Consider the following 18,334-nt stretch of genomic DNA (forward strand, 5'->3'; position numbering starts at 1 on the left):
AGACCCGGGAAGTACCGACTTATCGCAGGTCCACCTTGGCCAGGTCTTCCTTGACCGGGTCGGTCAGCTCGTTTTCCCATTTCGCCACCACCGCGGTTGCGATGCCGTTGCCGATGACGTTGGTGGCCGAGCGGGCCATGTCGAGGAAGTGGTCAATGCCCAGCAGGAGCAGCAAGCCTGCTTCGGGAATGCCGAACTGCGACAGCGTGGCGGCAATCACCACCAGCGATGCGCGCGGCACACCGGCGATGCCCTTGGACGTCACCATCAGCACCAGCATCATGGTCAGCTGGGTCCCGAGCGACATCTCGATGCCGTAGGCCTGGGCGATGAAGACCGTGGCGAAGGTGCAGTACATCATGGAGCCGTCCAGGTTGAACGAGTAGCCAACCGGCAGCACGAAAGCGGCGATGCGGTTGCGCACGCCAAAGCGCTCCAGGCCTTCCAGCGTTTTCGGAAATGCCGCCTCCGACGACGAGGTCGAAAACGCCAGCAGGGTCGGCTCGCGCAACTCGCGCAGCAGGGCCAAGACGCGCGGCCCCAGGAACAGGAAGCCGGCAAAGATCAGCACCACCCACAGCAGCACAATGGCCAGGTAGAACTCGGCCATGAAGATGCCGTACTTGCCGATCACGCTCAAGCCGCTCTTGGCGATGATGCCTGCCACCGCCGCGAACACGGCAATCGGCGCGAAGTTCATCACATAGCCGGTCACCTTGAGCATCACGTGGGCCACACCGTCGATCACTTCAATCATCGGGTTGGCGCGCGGACCCACGGCGGCCGCGCCCACGCCAAAGAACAGCGAGAACACGACGATCTGAAGAATTTCGTTCTTGGCCATGCCGTCCACGATGGAGGCCGGGATCAGGTGGCCGATGAAGTCCTTGATGGTAAAGCCGGTGGTCGTGACGCCGGTGTCCGTGCCCACTTCGAGCGGCATGCCCACACCCGGCTCGAACAGGTTAACCAGGATCAGGCCGAGCGAGAGCGAGAGGATGGAGGCGATCACGAACCACAGCATGGCCTTGACGCCGATGCGGCCCACTTCCTTGGCGTCGCCCATCCTGGCAATGCCCACCACCAGGGTGGCAAAGACCAGGGGAGCGATGATCATCTTGATCAGGCGCAGGAAGCCATAGCTGATGAGCGACATGGCTTCGCTGAAGCGCCTGGCGTCGCCGGTGTAGGCGTTGATGATGTAGCCAACCACAATGCCCAGGACCAGGGCGGCCAGGATGTACGTAGTAAGACGATTTCGGTTATTCATGCGCTGCGCATCCTGTTCTTGTGGGGCGTCCCGTAACTTCCCGGGCAAAATTGCGGGTTTTATAGCAAGTTTGGCAGTATCCTAGCGGCAGGTGGGACTGTCAAGCTTGCTCCGCAGGCAGCCCGAAGCGACCAGAAAACAACATGATTGAACTGAAAAACGTCAGCAAGGCGTATGGCGACTTTGCTGTACTTACCGATTGCAGCCTGCGGGTGGACAAGGGCGAAGTGGTGGTGGTGTGCGGGCCATCTGGCTCGGGCAAGTCGACCCTGATCAAGGCAGTCAACGGGCTTGAACCGGTACAGGGGGGCGAAGTGTGGGTGGACGGCACCCAGGTCAACGCGCGCGGCACCAACCTGCCGGCACTGCGTGCGCGCATCGGGATGGTGTTTCAGAACTTTGAATTGTTCCCCCACCTGTCGGTACGCCAGAATCTGACACTGGCCCAGACCAAGGTGCTGGGGCGCAGCCTGGACGAGGCGACGCAGCGCGGCTTGCGCTACCTGGACCGGGTCGGCCTGCTGGGTCAGCAGGACAAGATGCCGGGCCAGCTATCGGGCGGCCAGCAGCAGCGCGTGGCCATCGCGCGCGCCCTGGCGATGGACCCGGTGGCGATGCTGTTTGACGAACCGACCTCCGCGCTCGACCCGGAAATGACGTCGGAAGTGCTCGATGTCATGGTCAGCCTGGCGCAGGACGGCATGACCATGATCGTCGTTACCCATGAAATGGGCTTTGCGCGCAAGGTGGCGGGGCGGGTCGTGTTCATGGACCATGGCCGGATTGTGGAGGATACCCCGGGTGCTGAGTTTTTCGCCCGGCCAAGGTCAGCGCGCGCAGGTGAGTTCCTGGGCCATATCTTGCAGTAGAAAAGGCGGGCCCGCCCGGAACAGAGCTGGGAGGCCGCGGACCAGTTCAACCATAAGCCATAGAAGACATCTGTGCACTGCTGATGGCTGCCATGGTTTCCGGAAACGATACAACTCTAAAGTGCCGGGGGCGGCGACGCCGGGTTCGCTGGACTCTTTCCGGACATGGCTGTCAGGGAGTCGCGCAGTTCCGGTCCAAGGTCTGCAACGGTCCTCACCGCCACCGACGCACGGATAGCGAACCGGTACTGTTGGCTCTTTTCTGCTTCAGAACTGCAGTGCGGCGTCCGCTCGCTTTAGCGTCTGGGTGTCCCGGTCGTGAACAGGGGGCGTCGGTTTGTGCCGATCCCTTTGAAGAACCCACATGCCGCAAATTTCGCAACGACCAAGCAAATTGCTTCAATGCTGGCTCGTGAGGTAATTTTATAAAAAATCTATTTTTCCATTTGACAACAAAAGCGGCTGTCAGTATTGTGACGATCCTTGTCCAATCCTGCATATTGCATGTATCGCTGCGGCGCGGGGGGCGATCTCGCCATACGAAGATATGCGTGGCGTGAAGTAATTGCAGTCCTGGCCACGGGCTGCCACGCGCCCGCAGCGTCAACGCGGCCGGTAAGGCTTGCTGCCTTACCGGCCGCTGATCACTACTTTCCCTTTATGAGCCATCAGCTTCTATTACTCGGCCTGTTTGCTGCATGTTGCTACCCGGCCGCAGCGCAGCAGCTTGCCACCCCAACGCAGGTTGTAGTGACAGGCAGCCAGACCGATACCGAGGCTGGACGCGATTTCGTCGCTGGTAAAAAAATCATCAGCCGCAAGCGGATCCAGGAAAGCGGGCTGGACACGGTCGAGGCGCTGCTCAAGCGCGACCCTGCCGTGACCATTGGCGCCGATGGCCGTGTCGGCCTGCAAGGAATGCCCGGGTATACCCAATTTCTGGTCGATGGCGCGGCGCCACGTGGCGGACAGAGCCTGCAGCTGGCGCTGGTCAACGTCGAGAAAATCGAAATCATCAAGTCGTCTATTGCCGAGTACGGTCCATACGGCATCGCCGGCACCATTAATGTCATCACGCGCAAGGCGGGCCGTAAAACACAGACGGACCTGACACTCGGCGCCGGCAGCGCCGATGGCCGCCCGGCGGCGAACATCGCCCTGTCCCATAACGAGAGCGCGCATGGGTCGCCGTGGCGATGGCGTGCACAGCTGGGCGCCAGTGAAAGGCACGTGTTCGGCAAGACCGACTTGACCCAGACTGCAGTGCTTGACGGTGCGCCAGAGCAACTGGAGTACCGCGGCTCGACGCGTGGACGAAACCGCCAGCGCAATATCGATGCCAGTGTCGATGTGAATTGGCAGGTAAGTCAGGCGCATTCGCTCAACGTGGCGCCGGCCATCGGCAGGTTTAGTGTTCGGGGTCGCAGCGACGAAGAGCGGCGCTGGGCAGCAGGTGGCTTGCTGGAAGTGTCAGCGCACGACCGTTCCAGCCTGACCATGTTGACACTGCCCATAAAGTGGCTTTTCCGCCCGTCCAAAAAAAGCCAGCTCGAGATTAATCTGAACAGCACGCACATGCGCGCCAGCTCTGTGATCAGTCGGCTTGATGCGATTGATGGCGGGCCTGATGTTGCCCGTTGGCGCACGCAAGAAAATGACTTCGATAGCGGCTTGCTCAGCATTGTCTACAAGGCCTCGCTGGCAGGCGGCCACAGCATCAAGCTGGGCGCAAGCTACAAGCGCGGAAACGAACGCAACGATTTCGATTACTTGATTAATGGCCGGCCCGACGTCGCCTTTGGCGCTTTAGGTGCGGTCAGGACCGGCCGAACGGAGCAGGCCCGCCTGTATGCACAGGACGACTGGCGCTTTAGCGACGCCACCGCGCTCAACCTGGGGGTCAGCGGCGAAGATAGCGGCCTGCGCATCGCTGAGGGTGGCTACAGCAGCGACCCGCGTTATCGCCTGTGGTCGCCCTCGGCCCATCTGTCGCACAAGATCGGGGGCGATGACAACCGCCAGGTGCGCCTGAGCGTGGCCCGCACCTATCGCGCACCAGGCACTGCTGACCTGTCCCTGCGCCCAGTGATTAATCCGCTTGCGCCGTGTAGCGTTGCGGGAGTGTGTAGCGCCAACACCGTTGACACGGCGGACACGGCTGGTAATCCATGGCTGTTGCCGGAGCGTTCGCTCGGCATCAATCTGTCATATGAACGGGGCCTGGGTCCAGATAGCCAGCTGACCTTGGAGGTGTTCGCACGCCGGATCGACCGCAAGACTGGTATCCAGATTGGCGTCGAAGATGTGCCATGGTCGAGCCTTCCACGCTATGTGGTGCGCCCGGTGAACCTCGGCGACGCGCAAGCTGAAGGAATCAGCTTGGAGATGGATCTGGCATTACGCGATTTTTTTGACGGCATGTATCCGGCCACCACGCTGCGTACGGGACTGGGCGTGGCGCGCTCGCGCATCTCGAACTTGCCGGGACCGGACGATCGCCTAGACAGCCAATCGCCATGGAACGCGAAACTGGGCATCAGCCATGTGATGAGCGGCATGCCGGTGAAATTGAATGTCGATGCCAGCTGGACGCCGGGCGTCTGGGTCAGGTCCAACCCCACACAGCGGGTGTTCCAGTCACGCCGCTTCGATCTCGACGCCGGCGCCATCTGGACCATCAATGGCGACCAGCGCCTGACGCTAAATCTCAGTAACCTGGCGCCGCGGACGGCACGCCAGATCGACGAGTACGTACTCGGGCGGCAGCTGATCCGCACCGACACCGGGTCCCGCAAATTCTCATCCTTGTCGATCAGCCTTGAAACAAAACTGTAGTCTCGCGGCTTCCTTGGAAAGAAAGTTCATGAACACTCGGATGAAAAATTTTGCCTTCAACGTTGTCCTGATGGCAGTGACGATTGCGGTGGCGATTGCCGTCGGCAGCCAGCTGCCCGGCCTTTATAGCAAGTGGCAAGGCCCGTCCCGCAGTGGCGACTTTTCTGCGCACGTGGACAAGCTGCCGCAGCGAGTCACCTTGTACGGTACGACGACCTGTCAGTACTGCCAGACAGCGCGCGACTATCTTAAACAGGCAGGCATTCCGTTCAACGACCAGGTCATCGACACCTCGCCTTCGGCCAGTACCATGTTTGAGCAGTTGAGCGAAACTTCGGTGCCAGTGCTGGTCGTGCGCGACAAGCTGATTGTGGGATTTAATGCTACCGAGTACCATCGGTTCCTGAAGGCGGCAGCCCGATAATTGCCCGATTTTCCCGTCCAACATTTAAGAAGAAGCTTGCAAATGAAAAAATTCCTCGCTGTATTCCTGGCCATTGCCACCGCGGCTGCCTTCACCGCTTCCGCCGCTGAACAGAAGACCGATTTCAAACGTTGCTACAAGATCTGCATGAAGAAGATCGATGACAAAGAAAAGTGCGAATATATCTGCGATGACGCCAACGGCAACAGTCCTCCGCCCTGATTCCTGGAAAAACAGTTGCCAGTGGCAACTGGAGCAACATCGGCCCTGCCCGCTGGAGGCCGGGCCGGGTGAACGGGTAAAATAGTGGCATTCGCTATCTGAAAGCCGCCATGTCCACGCCTGAATCCCCGAATAGCCTCACCATCACCCGCCCCGACGACTGGCATCTGCACCTGCGCGACGGCGCGGCGCTGGCCAGCGTGCTGCCGCATACGGCGCGCCAGTTCGCGCGCGCCATCGTCATGCCCAACCTGAAGCCGCCCGTGACCACCACCGCCATGGCCCAGGCTTACCGCGAGCGCATCCTGGCCGCGCTGCCGGCCGGGATGAGGTTCGAGCCACTCATGACGCTGTACCTGACCGACAACACCGATCCCGATGAGATCCGGCGCGCCGCCGACAGCGGTTTTGTCCACGCCGTCAAGCTGTACCCGGCCGGCGCCACCACCAATTCCGACGCCGGCGTCACCGACCTGGCGCGCTGCTACAAGACGCTCGAAGTGATGCAGGAACTGGGCATGCCCTTCCTGGTCCACGGCGAAGTGACGGACCAGGACATTGACCTGTTCGACCGCGAGGCCGTGTTCATCGAACGCGTGCTGCGTCCCCTGCGCAGCGCCATGCCGGCCCTGAAGATCGTGTTCGAGCACATCACCACCAAGGACGCGGCCCAGTACGTGGCCGAAGCGGACGGCCCCATCGCCGCCACCATCACCGCCCACCACCTGCTCTACAACCGCAACGAGATCTTCAAGGGCGGCATCCGGCCCCACTACTACTGCCTGCCGGTCCTCAAGCGCGAAGAGCACCGCCTGGCATTGATGACGGCGGCCATCAGCGGCGACGAGCGTTTTTTCCTGGGCACCGATTCGGCGCCGCACGCCATCGGCGCCAAGGAAACGGCTTGTGGCTGCGCCGGCTGCTACACCGCCCTGCACGCCATGGAGCTCTATACCGAAGCCTTTGACCGCGCCGGCGCGCTCGACAAGCTCGAAGCGTTTGCCAGCTTTTATGGTCCGGACTTCTACGAACTGCCCCGCAACAGCGGCACCATCACGCTGCAGCGCGAAACCTGGACCCTGCCGCAGACGGTGCCGCTGGGCGAGGCCGCGCTGGTGCCGCTGAACGCGGGGGAGCCGCTCCACTGGAAGATGCTGTAAAGCCGATGTTCCCCGCGATTGACTGGTCGCGCCGCTGGTACGACAGCGTCCGGCCCGCGTTCGGACGGCTGGACCCGGACGCGCCGAGCCTGGCGGACGCGCTCACCCGCGCTGCCGCGGCGCTGGCGCTGGTGAACCACCGGGGCTTGCCTATCCGCTTCGTGCCCCAGGCTGCGCTGCCGCAAGGGCGCGCCTACGAGGAATACATCGGCGCCACTGGTTGCGTGCCCACGCGCGAAAACCTGCACGATTTTTTCAACGGCCTCGTATGGCTGACCTTCCCGCGCATCAAGCAGCAGTTAAATGCCTTGCAGGCGGCCCAGATTGCGCTGGCAGGCGTGGGCAAGTCGCGCGGCGCGGCGCGCGACGGCGCTACCATCTTTGACGAAAACTGCGCCCTGCTGGTGGTGCGCGACGGCGAAGAGGGCGCGCAGCTGGTGCAGGCGCTGCGCGACCACCGCTGGCACGACGCCCTGTTCGAGCGGCGCCGCCTGTTCGACAGTGACCACCCCGGCGCCCAGGTTTGGCTGTTTGGTCACGCCCTCATGGAAAAGCTGGTGGCCCCCCGCAAGGGCATTACCGCACACGTGCGCGTGCTGCAGGCCGGCGCCGACTACTTTACACTGGCACCCGGGGCGCAGCGCGCCTGGCTCGATCAGTACGTGGCGGCCCAGCTTGCCACTGAAAGCCTCAGTACGGCAAGCTTCACGCCGCTCCAGGTGCTCGGCGTGCCGGGCTGGTGGGAAGGGCAGGATGCCGCTTTTTATGCCGACACGACCGTGTTCCGCCCCAAACGACAATAGGGGGGGGCATATGGAACAGATCATCCGCTGGGGCATCATCGGCACGGGCAAGATTGCGCGCGCCTTTGCCACGGCACTCAAGGAAACGCCGCAAGCCATGCTGGCTGGCGTCGGCTCGCGCAACCTGGACAGCGCCCAGGCCTTTTGCGCCGAATTCGGTGGCGCGGCCTACGCGTCCTACGAAGCGTTGGCAGCGGCCGGCGATATTGACATCATCTATATCGCCACCCCGCATCCCCTGCACGCAGAAAACGCCATGCTGGTGCTCAGCCACGGCAAGGCGGTGCTGTGTGAGAAGCCCTTCACCATGAATAGGCGCGAAGCCGAGCAGGTGGTGGCGCTGGCCCGCGCCAGGAAGCTGTTCCTGATGGAGGCGATGTGGACACGCTTTACGCCCGCCCTGGCTGCCGTCAGGCAAGCCATTGCCGACGGCGAAATCGGCGCCGTGCGCCAGCTGCATGTCGATTTCGGTTTTGCCGCCACCACCGATCCTCTGCATCGCCTCAACAATCGCGCGCTGGGCGGCGGCGCCTTGCTGGACCTGGGCATTTATCCCCTTTCGATCGCATCGGCCCTGCTGGGCCCCATCAAGTCGGTGGTGGCCCAGGCCGACCTGGGGCCAACCGGCGTCGACCTGCAAACGGCTTTCTTGCTGCGCCATGACAGCGGCGCCATGGCTGTGTGCAGCTGCTCGCTGGTGGCCCGCACGCCGGCCGAACTGACCGTCTCGGGCGAGCTGGGGCACGTGCGGATGAATACCATGTTCCACCGCGCCACCTCGATCACTATCAGCACCGACAGGGGCGCCCGCACCATCCCCACGCCCTACCTGGGCAACGGCTATGTGTACGAGGCGGTTGAAGCGGGCCGCTGCCTGCGTGCGGGGCTGCTGGAAAGCCCCGCCATGCCGCAGGGGGAAACGCTGGCGCTGATGGGGGTAATGGACGAGATCCGCAGGCAGATCGGGTTACACTACCGGTCCGATGACTGATAGTTGGTTAAGTGTCAAATTATGTTGCTAAGTGTGCAGTGAATTTCCCCGCGAGATGCTACACTCGCCGACGGAATTTATCGCCCCGCCTCCGCGCCGATTCCTTTGAAAAGAATAAGATGACAGTGACTACCGAAGATCGCAAACAAATGATCTCCCGCCTCCTTACGGGAAAGCCGGGTAGGCAGGACGACGCGGTTGCCTTGTCGGAGCAGGTGTTGTGGCTGTGGGAACGCATTGCCTTCCACCTCACGCCCCTGATCGGGGTGACCGGCTTTCAGACCCTGTACGCACGCGCCGTGCATGTGGCATCTCCACAATGTCCCGGCATGACGGCCAGTGCGCCGGGGCAGGCGATCGATACCTTGTTCCGTACCCTCAAGCAGGATCTGTGCGCGCTCGACCATTGCGGCGCCGAGCGCTGCGCCAATATTTTGCTCAACACTTTTACCGACTTGGTCGAATCAATGATCGGAGAAGCGTTGATGGAACAAATCTTACGGTCGGCCTGGGTTGGACAACCACACGGAAATATCTAGGAATGACGATGTCGAACAAGGTTAACCTCCACTTGATGCCTACGGGCGTACCCGGCCTCGATACCTTGCTGACGGGCGGGATCGCACGCTACTCCTTTGTGGTGCTGACCGGCGCGCCCGGCAGCGGCAAGACCACGCTGGCCCATCAGATCATGTTCAACCTGGCCAGCGAACAGCGCAAGGCCCTGTTTTTCACCATCCTTGGCGAGCCGCCCCTCAAAATGCTGCGCTTTCAGCAGCAATATGCGTTTTTCGACGCGGCCCGGGTCGGCCCGGCCATCAAGTATGTCAACCTGGCTGACGACCTGCAAAAGTCAGGCTTTGCCGGCGTGCTGCAGCGCATCCTGGCCGAAGTGCAGAACTTCCAGCCGGAACTGATCTTCGTCGATTCCTTCAAATCCGTGGTGCAGGCAACTGATGAGTCATCGGAAAGCATGGCCAGCCTCCAGTATTTTGTGCAGCAGCTCGGTGTGCAGCTGTCGACCTGGCAGGCGACCACCTTCCTCATCGGTGAGTACGCCGACAGCACCCAGGAAGAAAATCCCATCTTTACCGTGGCCGACGGCGTCATCCACCTGTGCCAGCACCTCGATGAAAATGCCGTGGTGCGCAAGGTGCGCGTGGTCAAAATGCGCGGCACCCCGCACATGCCCGGTCTGCATAGCTTCCGCATTACCGATGCCGGCTTGCACGTGTATCCCCGTTTGCTGTCGGGCGGCATCCTGCCGGACGTCAAGCCGGGGGTACGGGTGGGCAACCGGCGCGTCTCCACCGGCAGCCTGGAACTCGATGGCATGCTCGGTGGCGGCATCCCGGTGGGGTTTTCCGCCGTCGTTACCGGGCCTTCCGGGGCCGGCAAGACGGTCCTGGCCACCTCGTTCCTGAAAGCAGGCGCCGAGGCGGGCGAGCATGGCATCATCGCCTCGTATGAGAGCGCCTATCTCGACGCCTCCAACACGCCGCTGCAGGGCTTGATCCAAAGCGGCAAGGTGACCGATGTGCGGCCGCACCGGCTCGATTTGTCGATCGAAGAAGTGGTGACCGACCTGGCCGAAGCGGTCGACCGCACGGGCGCGACGCGCCTGGTGATCGATTCGCTCTCGGCGCTGGAACTGGTGCTTGCCCCCCAGTTCCGCCATAATTTCCAGGAATCCCTGTTCCGCATGCTATCGAGCCTGCACGCGCGCGGGGTCACCGTCCTCATGGTGCGCAACCTGACCGAAGCCCAAGGGCAGATGTTTTCACCCAGTTCCTATATCGTCGATTGCATCATTTCCATGCGCTACGTCGAACTGAAGAATAAGCTCATCAAGATCATTTCGGTACCCAAGCTGCGCGGCAGCACGCACAGCAACGAGGTGCTCACCTTTGAAACCTTTGCCGACCATATCCGGATAGCCGGTCCGCTCGACTAATCAATCATAATTTTCCGGATCGGAATTGCCTTGGAACACGCGGCGCAGGATGAAGTACGGCTCAAGGATGCCATCGACAAGCTCGTTGACGCCGTGCGCGATGAACAAAGCGTCGAAGGCGAGGTCGCGGCCCTGACCACGCTCGTCGCCCAGCTGCGCAGCGCCAATGAGCACCTGGTGCAGGCCGCGGTGCGTTCCCAGGTCTTGCAGGAGGAAGCGGAAGCGCGCAACCGTCAGCAGAATGAATTCCTGGCCATGCTGGCGCACGAGCTGCGCAACCCGCTTGCGCCCATCAGCGCCGCCGCCCAGCTGCTCAAGCTGCCCGGGGTGGACGCGCGCCGCATCGAGCATTCGAGCGATGTCATTTCGCGCCAGGTCAAGCACATGACCGAACTGGTGGACGACCTGCTTGATGTCTCGCGCGTGACGCGTGGCCTGGTCACGCTCACCCGCAAGAACCTTGACCTCAAGCGCGTGGTGGCCAGCGCCGTGGAGCAGGCCCGGCCCAGCATCGAAGCGCGCCGCCATTCGCTCTCGCTCAGCCTGGATGGCGACACGGCCATGGTCAATGGCGACCAGACCCGCCTGGTGCAGGTCATCGTCAACCTGCTGACCAATGCGGCCAAGTACACGCCCCAGGGCGGGCAGATTGAAGTCAGGCTCGATGTGGAAGGCAATGAGGTGCGGCTGTGCGTCAGCGACAACGGCAGCGGCATCGAACCGAAGCTCCTGCCCCATATCTTCGACCTGTTCACGCAAGGCGAGCGCACGCCGGACCGCGCCCAAGGCGGCCTGGGATTGGGGCTGGCGCTGGTCAAGAGCATGGTGGGGCTGCACGGCGGCCGGGTCGAGGCGCTGAGCGACGGGCCGGGCAGGGGCAGCACCTTCGTGCTGTACCTGCCGATGGTGGACGACACACCGGCCCACGTGTATCCCGAGCGGCGCCACAACACGCCCGAGGCGGCATTTGTGCCCATGCGCATCATGATCGTGGACGACAATGTCGACGCGGCCGAATCGCTGGCGGCCCTGTTGCGCTTTGACGGCCACGACGTGACGGTGATGGAAGACGCCCACAGCACCATCACGCGCGCAGCGCAGGTGCGCCCCGACGTCTTCATCCTCGACATTGGCCTGCCCGACATGGACGGCTACCAGCTGGTGCGCGCACTGCGGGCCCAGGGCGCCACGGCCGCGGCCCGCTTCATCGCCCTGACCGGCTATGGCCAGGCGCACGACAAGGTACTGGCCAAGTCGGCCGGCTTTGATCACCATTTCGTCAAGCCGGTGGACTGGCAGGAACTGGCGGCGGTGCTGGCGTCGCAGCCGCCATGATCAAAAAACAACAAACCGAAAATATTGTTGTTGTAACTAGCAATACATGAGGTGATCCAGTATTCTGGCAAATTATTCTTTCTGGGAAATTATTTTGCTGCGTTCAACTCTTGCTATTGCGGCCTTGCTCGCCCTGCCTACCGTCCATGGCGCCGATGCACCGCTCATTCCTCTCGACAGTTTCGTTCGGCCTGACGAATTTTATTCGCCGCGGTTGTCACCGGATGGCAAGCACTTGGCTATTACGGCGCGCATTCCCAAAGGTGAGCGCCTGGTACCGACCATTATGGTCTATGCGCTGCCAGAGATGAGGCAGGTCAGTGCAAATCAGTTGCCCGTGCGTGAAGTGCCTGTAAGTTACACTTGGGTGAGCAACACCCGGCTGGTGATTGAAAAAGGCATGGAAGTAGGCTCGCTGGAGGCGCCACAAGCCAGCGGCGAAGTGCTGGCAATGGATATTGACGGCAAAAAGCAGGAATACTTGTACGGCTGGGACATGGAAAAAAATTCCAAGCACGGCAACCGCTACACCGACAATGAGGGTTGGGGCTACGTGGCAGGCGTACCGCGCCCCCTCAACGGACGCTTCTACCTGTCCACCGTCACTACTAAAGAGCACAGCATGCTGTACGACGCCAACGCCAGCAATGGCTCGCGCAAGTTGCTCGCCTCTATTCCCAATCCCCACATTTCCTTCATCATCCAGCGTGACGGCATGCCGCGCTTCGCTTTTGGATCCAACCGCACCAAGAACGAGCCCATCCTTTATCGGCGGGCTGACGATGCGGACAAATGGTCGGTGGTGGAAGGCGACGCTGCCGATGTCGATCTGCGGCCCATCGCGTTTGCCGCCGATGACAAGGATTTCCTCGCCACCATCACGCGCAACGGCGGGCCACGGGAACTGGTGCGCCAGAACCTGGCCAGCGGTGCGCGGGTGCCGATCATGAAAGACGCGGTCGGCAATATTGATACCTTCCTGTGGGGCGCACATCACGATTTGCCGTTTGCCGCTGCCAGCAGCATTGGCATCCCGGCCGTCACGTATCTGAACGAGTCTTCGGAAGAGGCCAAACTGCACAAGACGCTGTCGGAAAAGTTTGCCGGCCACTTCATCAGCTTCATTAACTATACCGACGATGGTAGTCGCCTGCTGTTTTCGGCTAGCAGCGACCGCGAGCCTGGTGCGTACTTCCTGTACGATCGCAGTAATGGCAAGGCGTTTCCCTTATTTGTAAGCCGCGAGCAGATTGACCCGGCCCAGATGGCCGAGCGGCGTCCGATCAAGTTCAGCGCGCGCGATGGTCTTGAACTGCACGGCTATCTCACCATTCCGAACCGGACCGACGGCAAGCGCCCACCGCTGATCTTGCTGCCGCACGGCGGTCCCCATGGCGTGAGCGACGATTGGTTTTTTGACGGCGACGCCCAATTCCTGGCCAGCCGCGGATATGCGGTGCTGCAGGTGAACTTCCGCGGGTCTGGGGGGCGGGGTAGCAGGTTCCAGCGCGCCGGTTATCGCCAGTGGGGCAGCAAGATCCAGGATGACCTGATTGACGGCGTCAAGTGGACCATTGCCCAGGGCCTGGCCGATGGTGAGCGCGTGTGCGCCTTTGGCACCAGCTTTGGCGGTTATGCGGCAATGATGGTGTCGATTCGCGCGCCGAAACTGTTCAAATGCGCAGTCGGCTACGCGGGCGTGTATGACCTGAACCGTTTTTACTCCGAGTCGGATGCCAACAAGGGCTCGCTCAAGCACAATATCTATTTTGACTACATTGGCACCGACCGCGAAGAGCTGAACCGCTTCTCGCCTGCCATGCTGGCGCCCCACCTGACGGTACCGGTGTTGCTGGTCCACGGCAAGGATGACAAGATAGCACCGTTCGAGCACGCCGAGGTGATGCGCCTGGCCTTGGAAAAAGCAGGCCGTGCACCCGAATACATGGCGGTCGATGGAGAAGGCCACGGCTTCTATGCCACCAAGAACGCTACGGCCTTTTATCAAAAGCTCGAAGCGTTTCTGGCCAAACACCTGAAGTAAGCAGTAGCGGCGGGCCGGCGGCCCGCGCGGCTACACCTTCAGGAATTCTTCGCGCCCGCCCAGCCAGCGCGCCAGGTGAGCCTCCACCACATCGTCCACCGCGTCATGAATCAGGCTATGGGCCACGTCGCGCGCCTGTTCCACCAGCCACTGGTCGGTCTCCAGGTCGGCAAAGCGCAGCATGGCCTGGCCCGACTGGCGCGCACCCAGAAATTCACCGGGGCCGCGAATTTCCAGGTCGCGGCGCGCAATTTCAAAGCCGTCCGTGGTCTCGCGCATGGTCATCAGGCGCTGCTTGGCGATCTGTCCCAACGGGCTTTGATACAGCAGCAGGCACACGCTGGCCGCCGAGCCGCGCCCCACGCGCCCGCGCAGCTGGTGCAGCTGCGACAGGCCGAAGCGCTCGGCATGCTCGATCACCATCAGCGATGCATTGGGCACGTCGACCCCCACTTCAATGACCGTGGTGGCGACCAGCACCTGCACTTCGCCGGCGGTAAAGGCATGCATCACTTCCTGCTTGTCGGCCGGCTTCAGGCGTCCGTGCACCAGGCCCACCTGCAGCCCGGGCAGGGCGTCGGCCAGCATGGCATGGGTGTCGGTGGCAGTCTGTAGCTGCAGGGCTTCCGATTCCTCGATCAGCGGGCACACCCAGTACACCTGGCGCCCTTCCAGCGCCGCCGCATGCACCCGCTCGATGACTTCATCGCGCCGGTTCTGGTCGATGGCGCGTGTGACGATGGGGCTGCGCCCCGGCGGCAGCTCGTCGATGACCGACACTTCGAGGTCGGCGTAATACGTCATGGCCAGGGTGCGCGGGATGGGCGTGGCCGACATCATGAGCTGGTGCGGCGTCTTGCCGTTGCTGCCCTTGTTGCGCAGCGTGAGGCGCTGGCCCACGCCGAAGCGGTGCTGCTCGTCCACGATCACCAGCCCCAGTTTCGCAAACTGCACCGTGTCCTGGATCAGCGCGTGAGTGCCGATCACCAGTTGCGCCTCGCCCGATTCCACCATGGCGGTGGCGGCGATCTTGTCCTTCTTTTTCAGGCTGCCGGTCAGCCACGCCACCTTCACCCCCAGCGGCTCCATCCAGGCCGCGATCTTGCGAAAGTGCTGGTCGGCCAGGATCTCGGTGGGCGCCATGAGCGCGGCCTGGTAGCCGCTGTCGATGGCCTGGGCGGCCGCCAGCGCCGACACCACCGTCTTGCCACTGCCAACGTCGCCCTGCAGCAGGCGCTGCATGGGGTAGCCGTTCGTCAGGTCGGCGCGGATCTCGGCCAGCACGCGCTGCTGGGCGCCGGTCAGCCGGAACGGCAGCTGCGCCAGAAAGGCATCCGACAGCGCCCCGATGGCCTTGAGTACCGGCGCGCCTTTCACGCGGCGGGCCCGCTGCGCGCGCTTGAGCGAGAGCTGCTGGGCCAGCAGTTCATCGAACTTCATGCGCACCCAGGCCGGGTGCGAGCGGTCGAGCAGGGCGCCGGCGTCGATTTCCTGCGGCGGGTAGTGCAGCAGGCGCACGGCCGGTTCAAAGTTCGACAGCTGCATGGACGACAGCAGTGCCGGCGGCAGCGTGTCCTGCCAGTCGATGCGCTTCATGGCGTCGGCAATCGCGCGCCGCAACATGGACTGCGACAGGCCTTCGCCGGCCGGATAGACGGGCGTCAGTTCCCTGGGCAGCGGCGCACCCTCGTTAACCACCTTGTAGGTGGGGTGAACCATCTCGGCACCGAAGAAGCCGTGCTTGAGTTCCGCACGCGCCCGCACCCGCGTGCCTTCAGCGAGCTGCTTGACCTGGCTGCCGTAAAAATTCATGAAGCGCAGCAGCAGCTCGCCACTGTCGTCGGCAATCGTCACCAGCAGCTGGCGGCGCGGCTTGAATGCGATGTCATTCTTGATCACCACGCCCTCCACCTGCGAGACGTGGCCGCCACGCAGGCAGGCTTCGCGGATCGGCACGATGATGGTTTCGTCCTCGTAGCGCATGGGCAGGTGCAGCACCAGATCCATGTCGGTCCGCAGCCCCAGCCTGGCAAGCTTGCTCTCGTTGGTTTTTGGCGCGGCTTTGGGTTTGGCAGGAGGCATATTGCGACAAAATGAAGGCGAAAGGGCTGCACAGCATGAAGCTGCGATAAAATAGAGGGTTGCCCTGCGCTGATTTAGCGCTATTGTACGGCCCGAACCCCCTTTTTGCAGAAATACCCGCATGTATTCGCTTTCCGATTTCGATTTCGACCTGCCGCCAGAACGCATTGCGCAGCTGCCCCTGCCCGACCGCAGCGCCTCGCGCCTGCTGCATGTCGATGGCGAGCAGCTCATCGACCGCCGCTTTGCCGACATTGTCGACCTCCTGGTTCCCGGCGACCTTCTGGTCATGAATGACACGCGCGTGCTCAAGGCGCGTTTTTTCGGCGTCAAGGAGTCCGGCGGGCAGGTGGAAGTGCTGGTCGAGCGGGTGCTCGACAACCGCACCGTGCTGGCCCAGGTGCGCGCGTCCAAGTCGCCCAAGCCGGGCAACCGCATCCGCCTGGCCGACGCCTTTGACGTGGTGGCGGGCGAGCGCGCGGGCGAGTTTTTCACGCTCACCTTTGAAGGCGACGTGTTCGAGCTGATCGACGCCCATGGCCGCCTGCCGCTGCCGCCCTACATCGAGCATGATGCCGACGAATTTGACGAGACGCGCTACCAAACCGTGTATTCACGCGAGCCGGGCGCCGTGGCCGCGCCCACGGCCGGCCTGCACTTCGACCAGGCGCTGCTGGACCGGCTCAAGGCCAAGGGCGTCAACTTCGCCTACGTGACGCTGCATGTGGGCGCCGGCACGTTCCAGCCGGTGCGGGTGGAAACCCTGTCCGAGCACAAGATGCACACCGAGTGGTACACCGTGCCGCCGGACACCGTGGAGGCCGTGCGCGCCGTACAGGCCGCCGGGCGCCACGTGGTGGCGGTGGGCACCACCAGCCTGCGCGCGCTGGAGTCAGCCTCCCAGTCCGGCCAGATCGTGGCCGGCAGCGCCGACACGGCCCTGTTCATCACGCCCGGCTACACCTTCAAGACAGTCTCGCGCCTGATCACCAACTTCCACCTGCCCAAGTCGACCCTTCTGATGCTGGTGTCGGCCTTTGCCGGCTATGACACGATCCGCCGCGCCTACGCCCACGCGATCGCTGCCGAATACCGCTTTTTCAGCTATGGCGACGCCATGCTGCTCACCACAGAAAACAAGTAACCATGCTCGAGTTCACCCTCCTGAAAACCGATACCAGCGGCTTGTCGCACGCGCGCCGCGGCCGCCTCAAGCTCAATCACGGCACCATTGAAACGCCGATCTTCATGCCGGTCGGGACCTACGGCTCGGTCAAGGCCATGTCGCCGGTGGAGCTCAAGGAGATCGGCTCGCAGATCATCCTCGGCAACACCTTCCACCTGTGGCTGCGCCCCGGCACCCAGGTGCTCGACAAGTTCGGCGGCCTGCATGGCTTCATGGGCTGGGACAAGCCGATCCTGACCGATTCCGGCGGCTTCCAGGTGTTTTCGCTGGGCGCGATGCGCAAGATCACGGAGGAGGGCGTCAAGTTTTCGTCACCCATCGACGGCAGCAAGCTGTTCTTGTCGCCTGAAATTTCGATGCAGATCCAGCGCTCGCTCAATTCCGACATCGTCATGCAGTTTGACGAATGCACGCCCTACGAAATCGACGGGCGCCCCGCCACCAGCGAGGAAGCGGCGAAGTCAATGCGCATGTCGCTGCGCTGGGCCCAGCGCTCGATGAACGAATTTACCCACGGTGAAAACCCGAATGCGCTGTTTGGCATCGTCCAGGGCGGCATGTTCGAGCACCTGCGCGACGAGTCGCTGGCTGGCCTGGAAGAGATCAACTTCCCCGGCATTGCCATTGGCGGCCTGTCGGTGGGCGAGCCGAAGGAAGACATGATGCGCATGCTCGAACACGTGGGCCCGCGCCTGCCTGCCAACAAGCCGCACTACCTGATGGGCGTTGGTACGCCGGAAGACCTGGTGGCCGGCGTGGCCAATGGCATTGACATGTTCGACTGCGTGATGCCGACCCGTAACGCGCGCAATGGCTGGCTGTTTACCCGCTTTGGCGACGTCAAGATCAAGAACGCGCGCTACAAGGATGACCCGGCGCCCCTGGACGAAAGCTGCGACTGCTATTGCTGCAAGAATTTCTCGCGCGCCTACCTGCACCATCTGCACCGGTCCAAGGAAATCCTCGGGGCGCGCCTGAACACCATCCATAACCTGCACTACTACCTCAAGCTCATGAGCGAGATGCGCGACGCCATCGATGCCGACCGCTTCCACGCATTCCGTTTGGAATTCAATGCGGCGCGGGCGCGCGGGGTGTGATTTTTTTGATGTCAATACGGCAAAGCTGCTTGCAAAAGCGCCTGCCGGCGCCATGTAGC

15 protein-coding genes are annotated in these 18,334 nt (G+C 62.5%); 13 read left to right on the top strand and 2 right to left on the bottom strand.

Features of this window, described 5'->3' with window-relative positions; translation table 11 throughout:
- Positions 1 to 19 precede the first annotated feature (19 nt).
- Positions 20 to 1,270 carry a dicarboxylate/amino acid:cation symporter gene (locus KY495_RS10230; protein WP_219883524.1) on the bottom strand — a complete coding sequence of 417 codons (1,251 nt, stop codon included), beginning with the start codon at positions 1,268 to 1,270 and terminating at the stop codon, positions 20 to 22.
- A gap of 143 nt (positions 1,271 to 1,413) precedes the next feature.
- On the opposite strand from KY495_RS10230, the gene KY495_RS10235 reads away from it, so the two are divergent.
- From KY495_RS10235 to KY495_RS10285, 11 genes are all read left to right on the top strand, one after another.
- A complete protein-coding gene (locus KY495_RS10235) occupies positions 1,414 to 2,139 on the top strand; it encodes an amino acid ABC transporter ATP-binding protein (RefSeq protein ID WP_219883525.1) in 726 nt (241 codons plus the stop codon).
- Between the two features lie 483 nt (positions 2,140 to 2,622).
- Positions 2,623 to 4,974 (top strand): TonB-dependent siderophore receptor, encoded by a 2,352-nt coding sequence (locus KY495_RS10240; RefSeq protein ID WP_219883526.1) that lies wholly within the window; start codon positions 2,623 to 2,625, stop codon positions 4,972 to 4,974.
- Positions 4,975 to 5,002: 28 nt separating this feature from the next.
- Complete coding sequence (locus tag KY495_RS10245) at positions 5,003 to 5,398, top strand: glutaredoxin family protein (protein WP_219883527.1); 396 nt, start codon at positions 5,003 to 5,005, stop codon at positions 5,396 to 5,398.
- A 42-nt stretch (positions 5,399 to 5,440) separates the two neighbouring features.
- The gene (locus tag KY495_RS10250) at positions 5,441 to 5,620 is read left to right on the top strand and encodes a hypothetical protein (protein WP_219883528.1); all 180 of its coding nucleotides are present in this window, start codon (positions 5,441 to 5,443) and stop codon (positions 5,618 to 5,620) included.
- Positions 5,621 to 5,730: 110 nt separating this feature from the next.
- The gene (pyrC, locus tag KY495_RS10255) at positions 5,731 to 6,780 is read left to right on the top strand and encodes a dihydroorotase (RefSeq protein WP_219883529.1); all 1,050 of its coding nucleotides are present in this window, start codon (positions 5,731 to 5,733) and stop codon (positions 6,778 to 6,780) included.
- Between the two features lie 5 nt (positions 6,781 to 6,785).
- Positions 6,786 to 7,583, top strand: a complete 798-nt coding sequence (locus KY495_RS10260) for a DUF3025 domain-containing protein (protein WP_219883530.1) — start codon at positions 6,786 to 6,788, stop codon at positions 7,581 to 7,583.
- 10 nt (positions 7,584 to 7,593) lie between these two features.
- Entirely contained in the window at positions 7,594 to 8,574 is a 981-nt protein-coding gene (locus tag KY495_RS10265) for a Gfo/Idh/MocA family protein (RefSeq protein WP_219883531.1), read from the top strand.
- A 119-nt stretch (positions 8,575 to 8,693) separates the two neighbouring features.
- Positions 8,694 to 9,113, top strand: coding sequence for a hypothetical protein (locus KY495_RS10270; RefSeq protein WP_219883532.1), 420 nt, complete (start codon positions 8,694 to 8,696; stop codon positions 9,111 to 9,113).
- Positions 9,114 to 9,121: 8 nt separating this feature from the next.
- Complete coding sequence (locus KY495_RS10275) at positions 9,122 to 10,528, top strand: ATPase domain-containing protein (protein WP_219883533.1); 1,407 nt, start codon at positions 9,122 to 9,124, stop codon at positions 10,526 to 10,528.
- 30 nt (positions 10,529 to 10,558) lie between these two features.
- Positions 10,559 to 11,863 carry an ATP-binding protein gene (locus KY495_RS10280; protein WP_219883534.1) on the top strand — a complete coding sequence of 435 codons (1,305 nt, stop codon included), beginning with the start codon at positions 10,559 to 10,561 and terminating at the stop codon, positions 11,861 to 11,863.
- 367 nt (positions 11,864 to 12,230) lie between these two features.
- Positions 12,231 to 13,907, top strand: a complete 1,677-nt coding sequence (locus KY495_RS10285; RefSeq protein WP_219883535.1) for a S9 family peptidase — start codon at positions 12,231 to 12,233, stop codon at positions 13,905 to 13,907.
- A 30-nt stretch (positions 13,908 to 13,937) separates the two neighbouring features.
- Here KY495_RS10285 and recG read toward each other — a convergent pair whose 3' ends face one another.
- Positions 13,938 to 15,989 (bottom strand): ATP-dependent DNA helicase RecG, encoded by a 2,052-nt coding sequence (gene recG, locus KY495_RS10290; protein WP_219883536.1) that lies wholly within the window; start codon positions 15,987 to 15,989, stop codon positions 13,938 to 13,940.
- Positions 15,990 to 16,110: 121 nt separating this feature from the next.
- Between recG and queA the strand changes: the two genes are divergently transcribed.
- Together queA and tgt are read left to right on the top strand one after the other, a co-directional pair.
- A complete protein-coding gene (queA, locus tag KY495_RS10295; protein ID WP_219883537.1) occupies positions 16,111 to 17,133 on the top strand; it encodes a tRNA preQ1(34) S-adenosylmethionine ribosyltransferase-isomerase QueA in 1,023 nt (340 codons plus the stop codon).
- Positions 17,134 to 17,135: 2 nt separating this feature from the next.
- Positions 17,136 to 18,275 carry a tRNA guanosine(34) transglycosylase Tgt gene (tgt, locus tag KY495_RS10300; protein ID WP_219883538.1) on the top strand — a complete coding sequence of 380 codons (1,140 nt, stop codon included), beginning with the start codon at positions 17,136 to 17,138 and terminating at the stop codon, positions 18,273 to 18,275.
- Positions 18,276 to 18,334: the final 59 nt, after the last annotated feature.

Origin of the sequence: Massilia sp. PAMC28688 (genome assembly GCF_019443445.1) — a bacterium.
Lineage (GTDB): Bacteria > Pseudomonadota > Gammaproteobacteria > Burkholderiales > Burkholderiaceae_D > Telluria_A.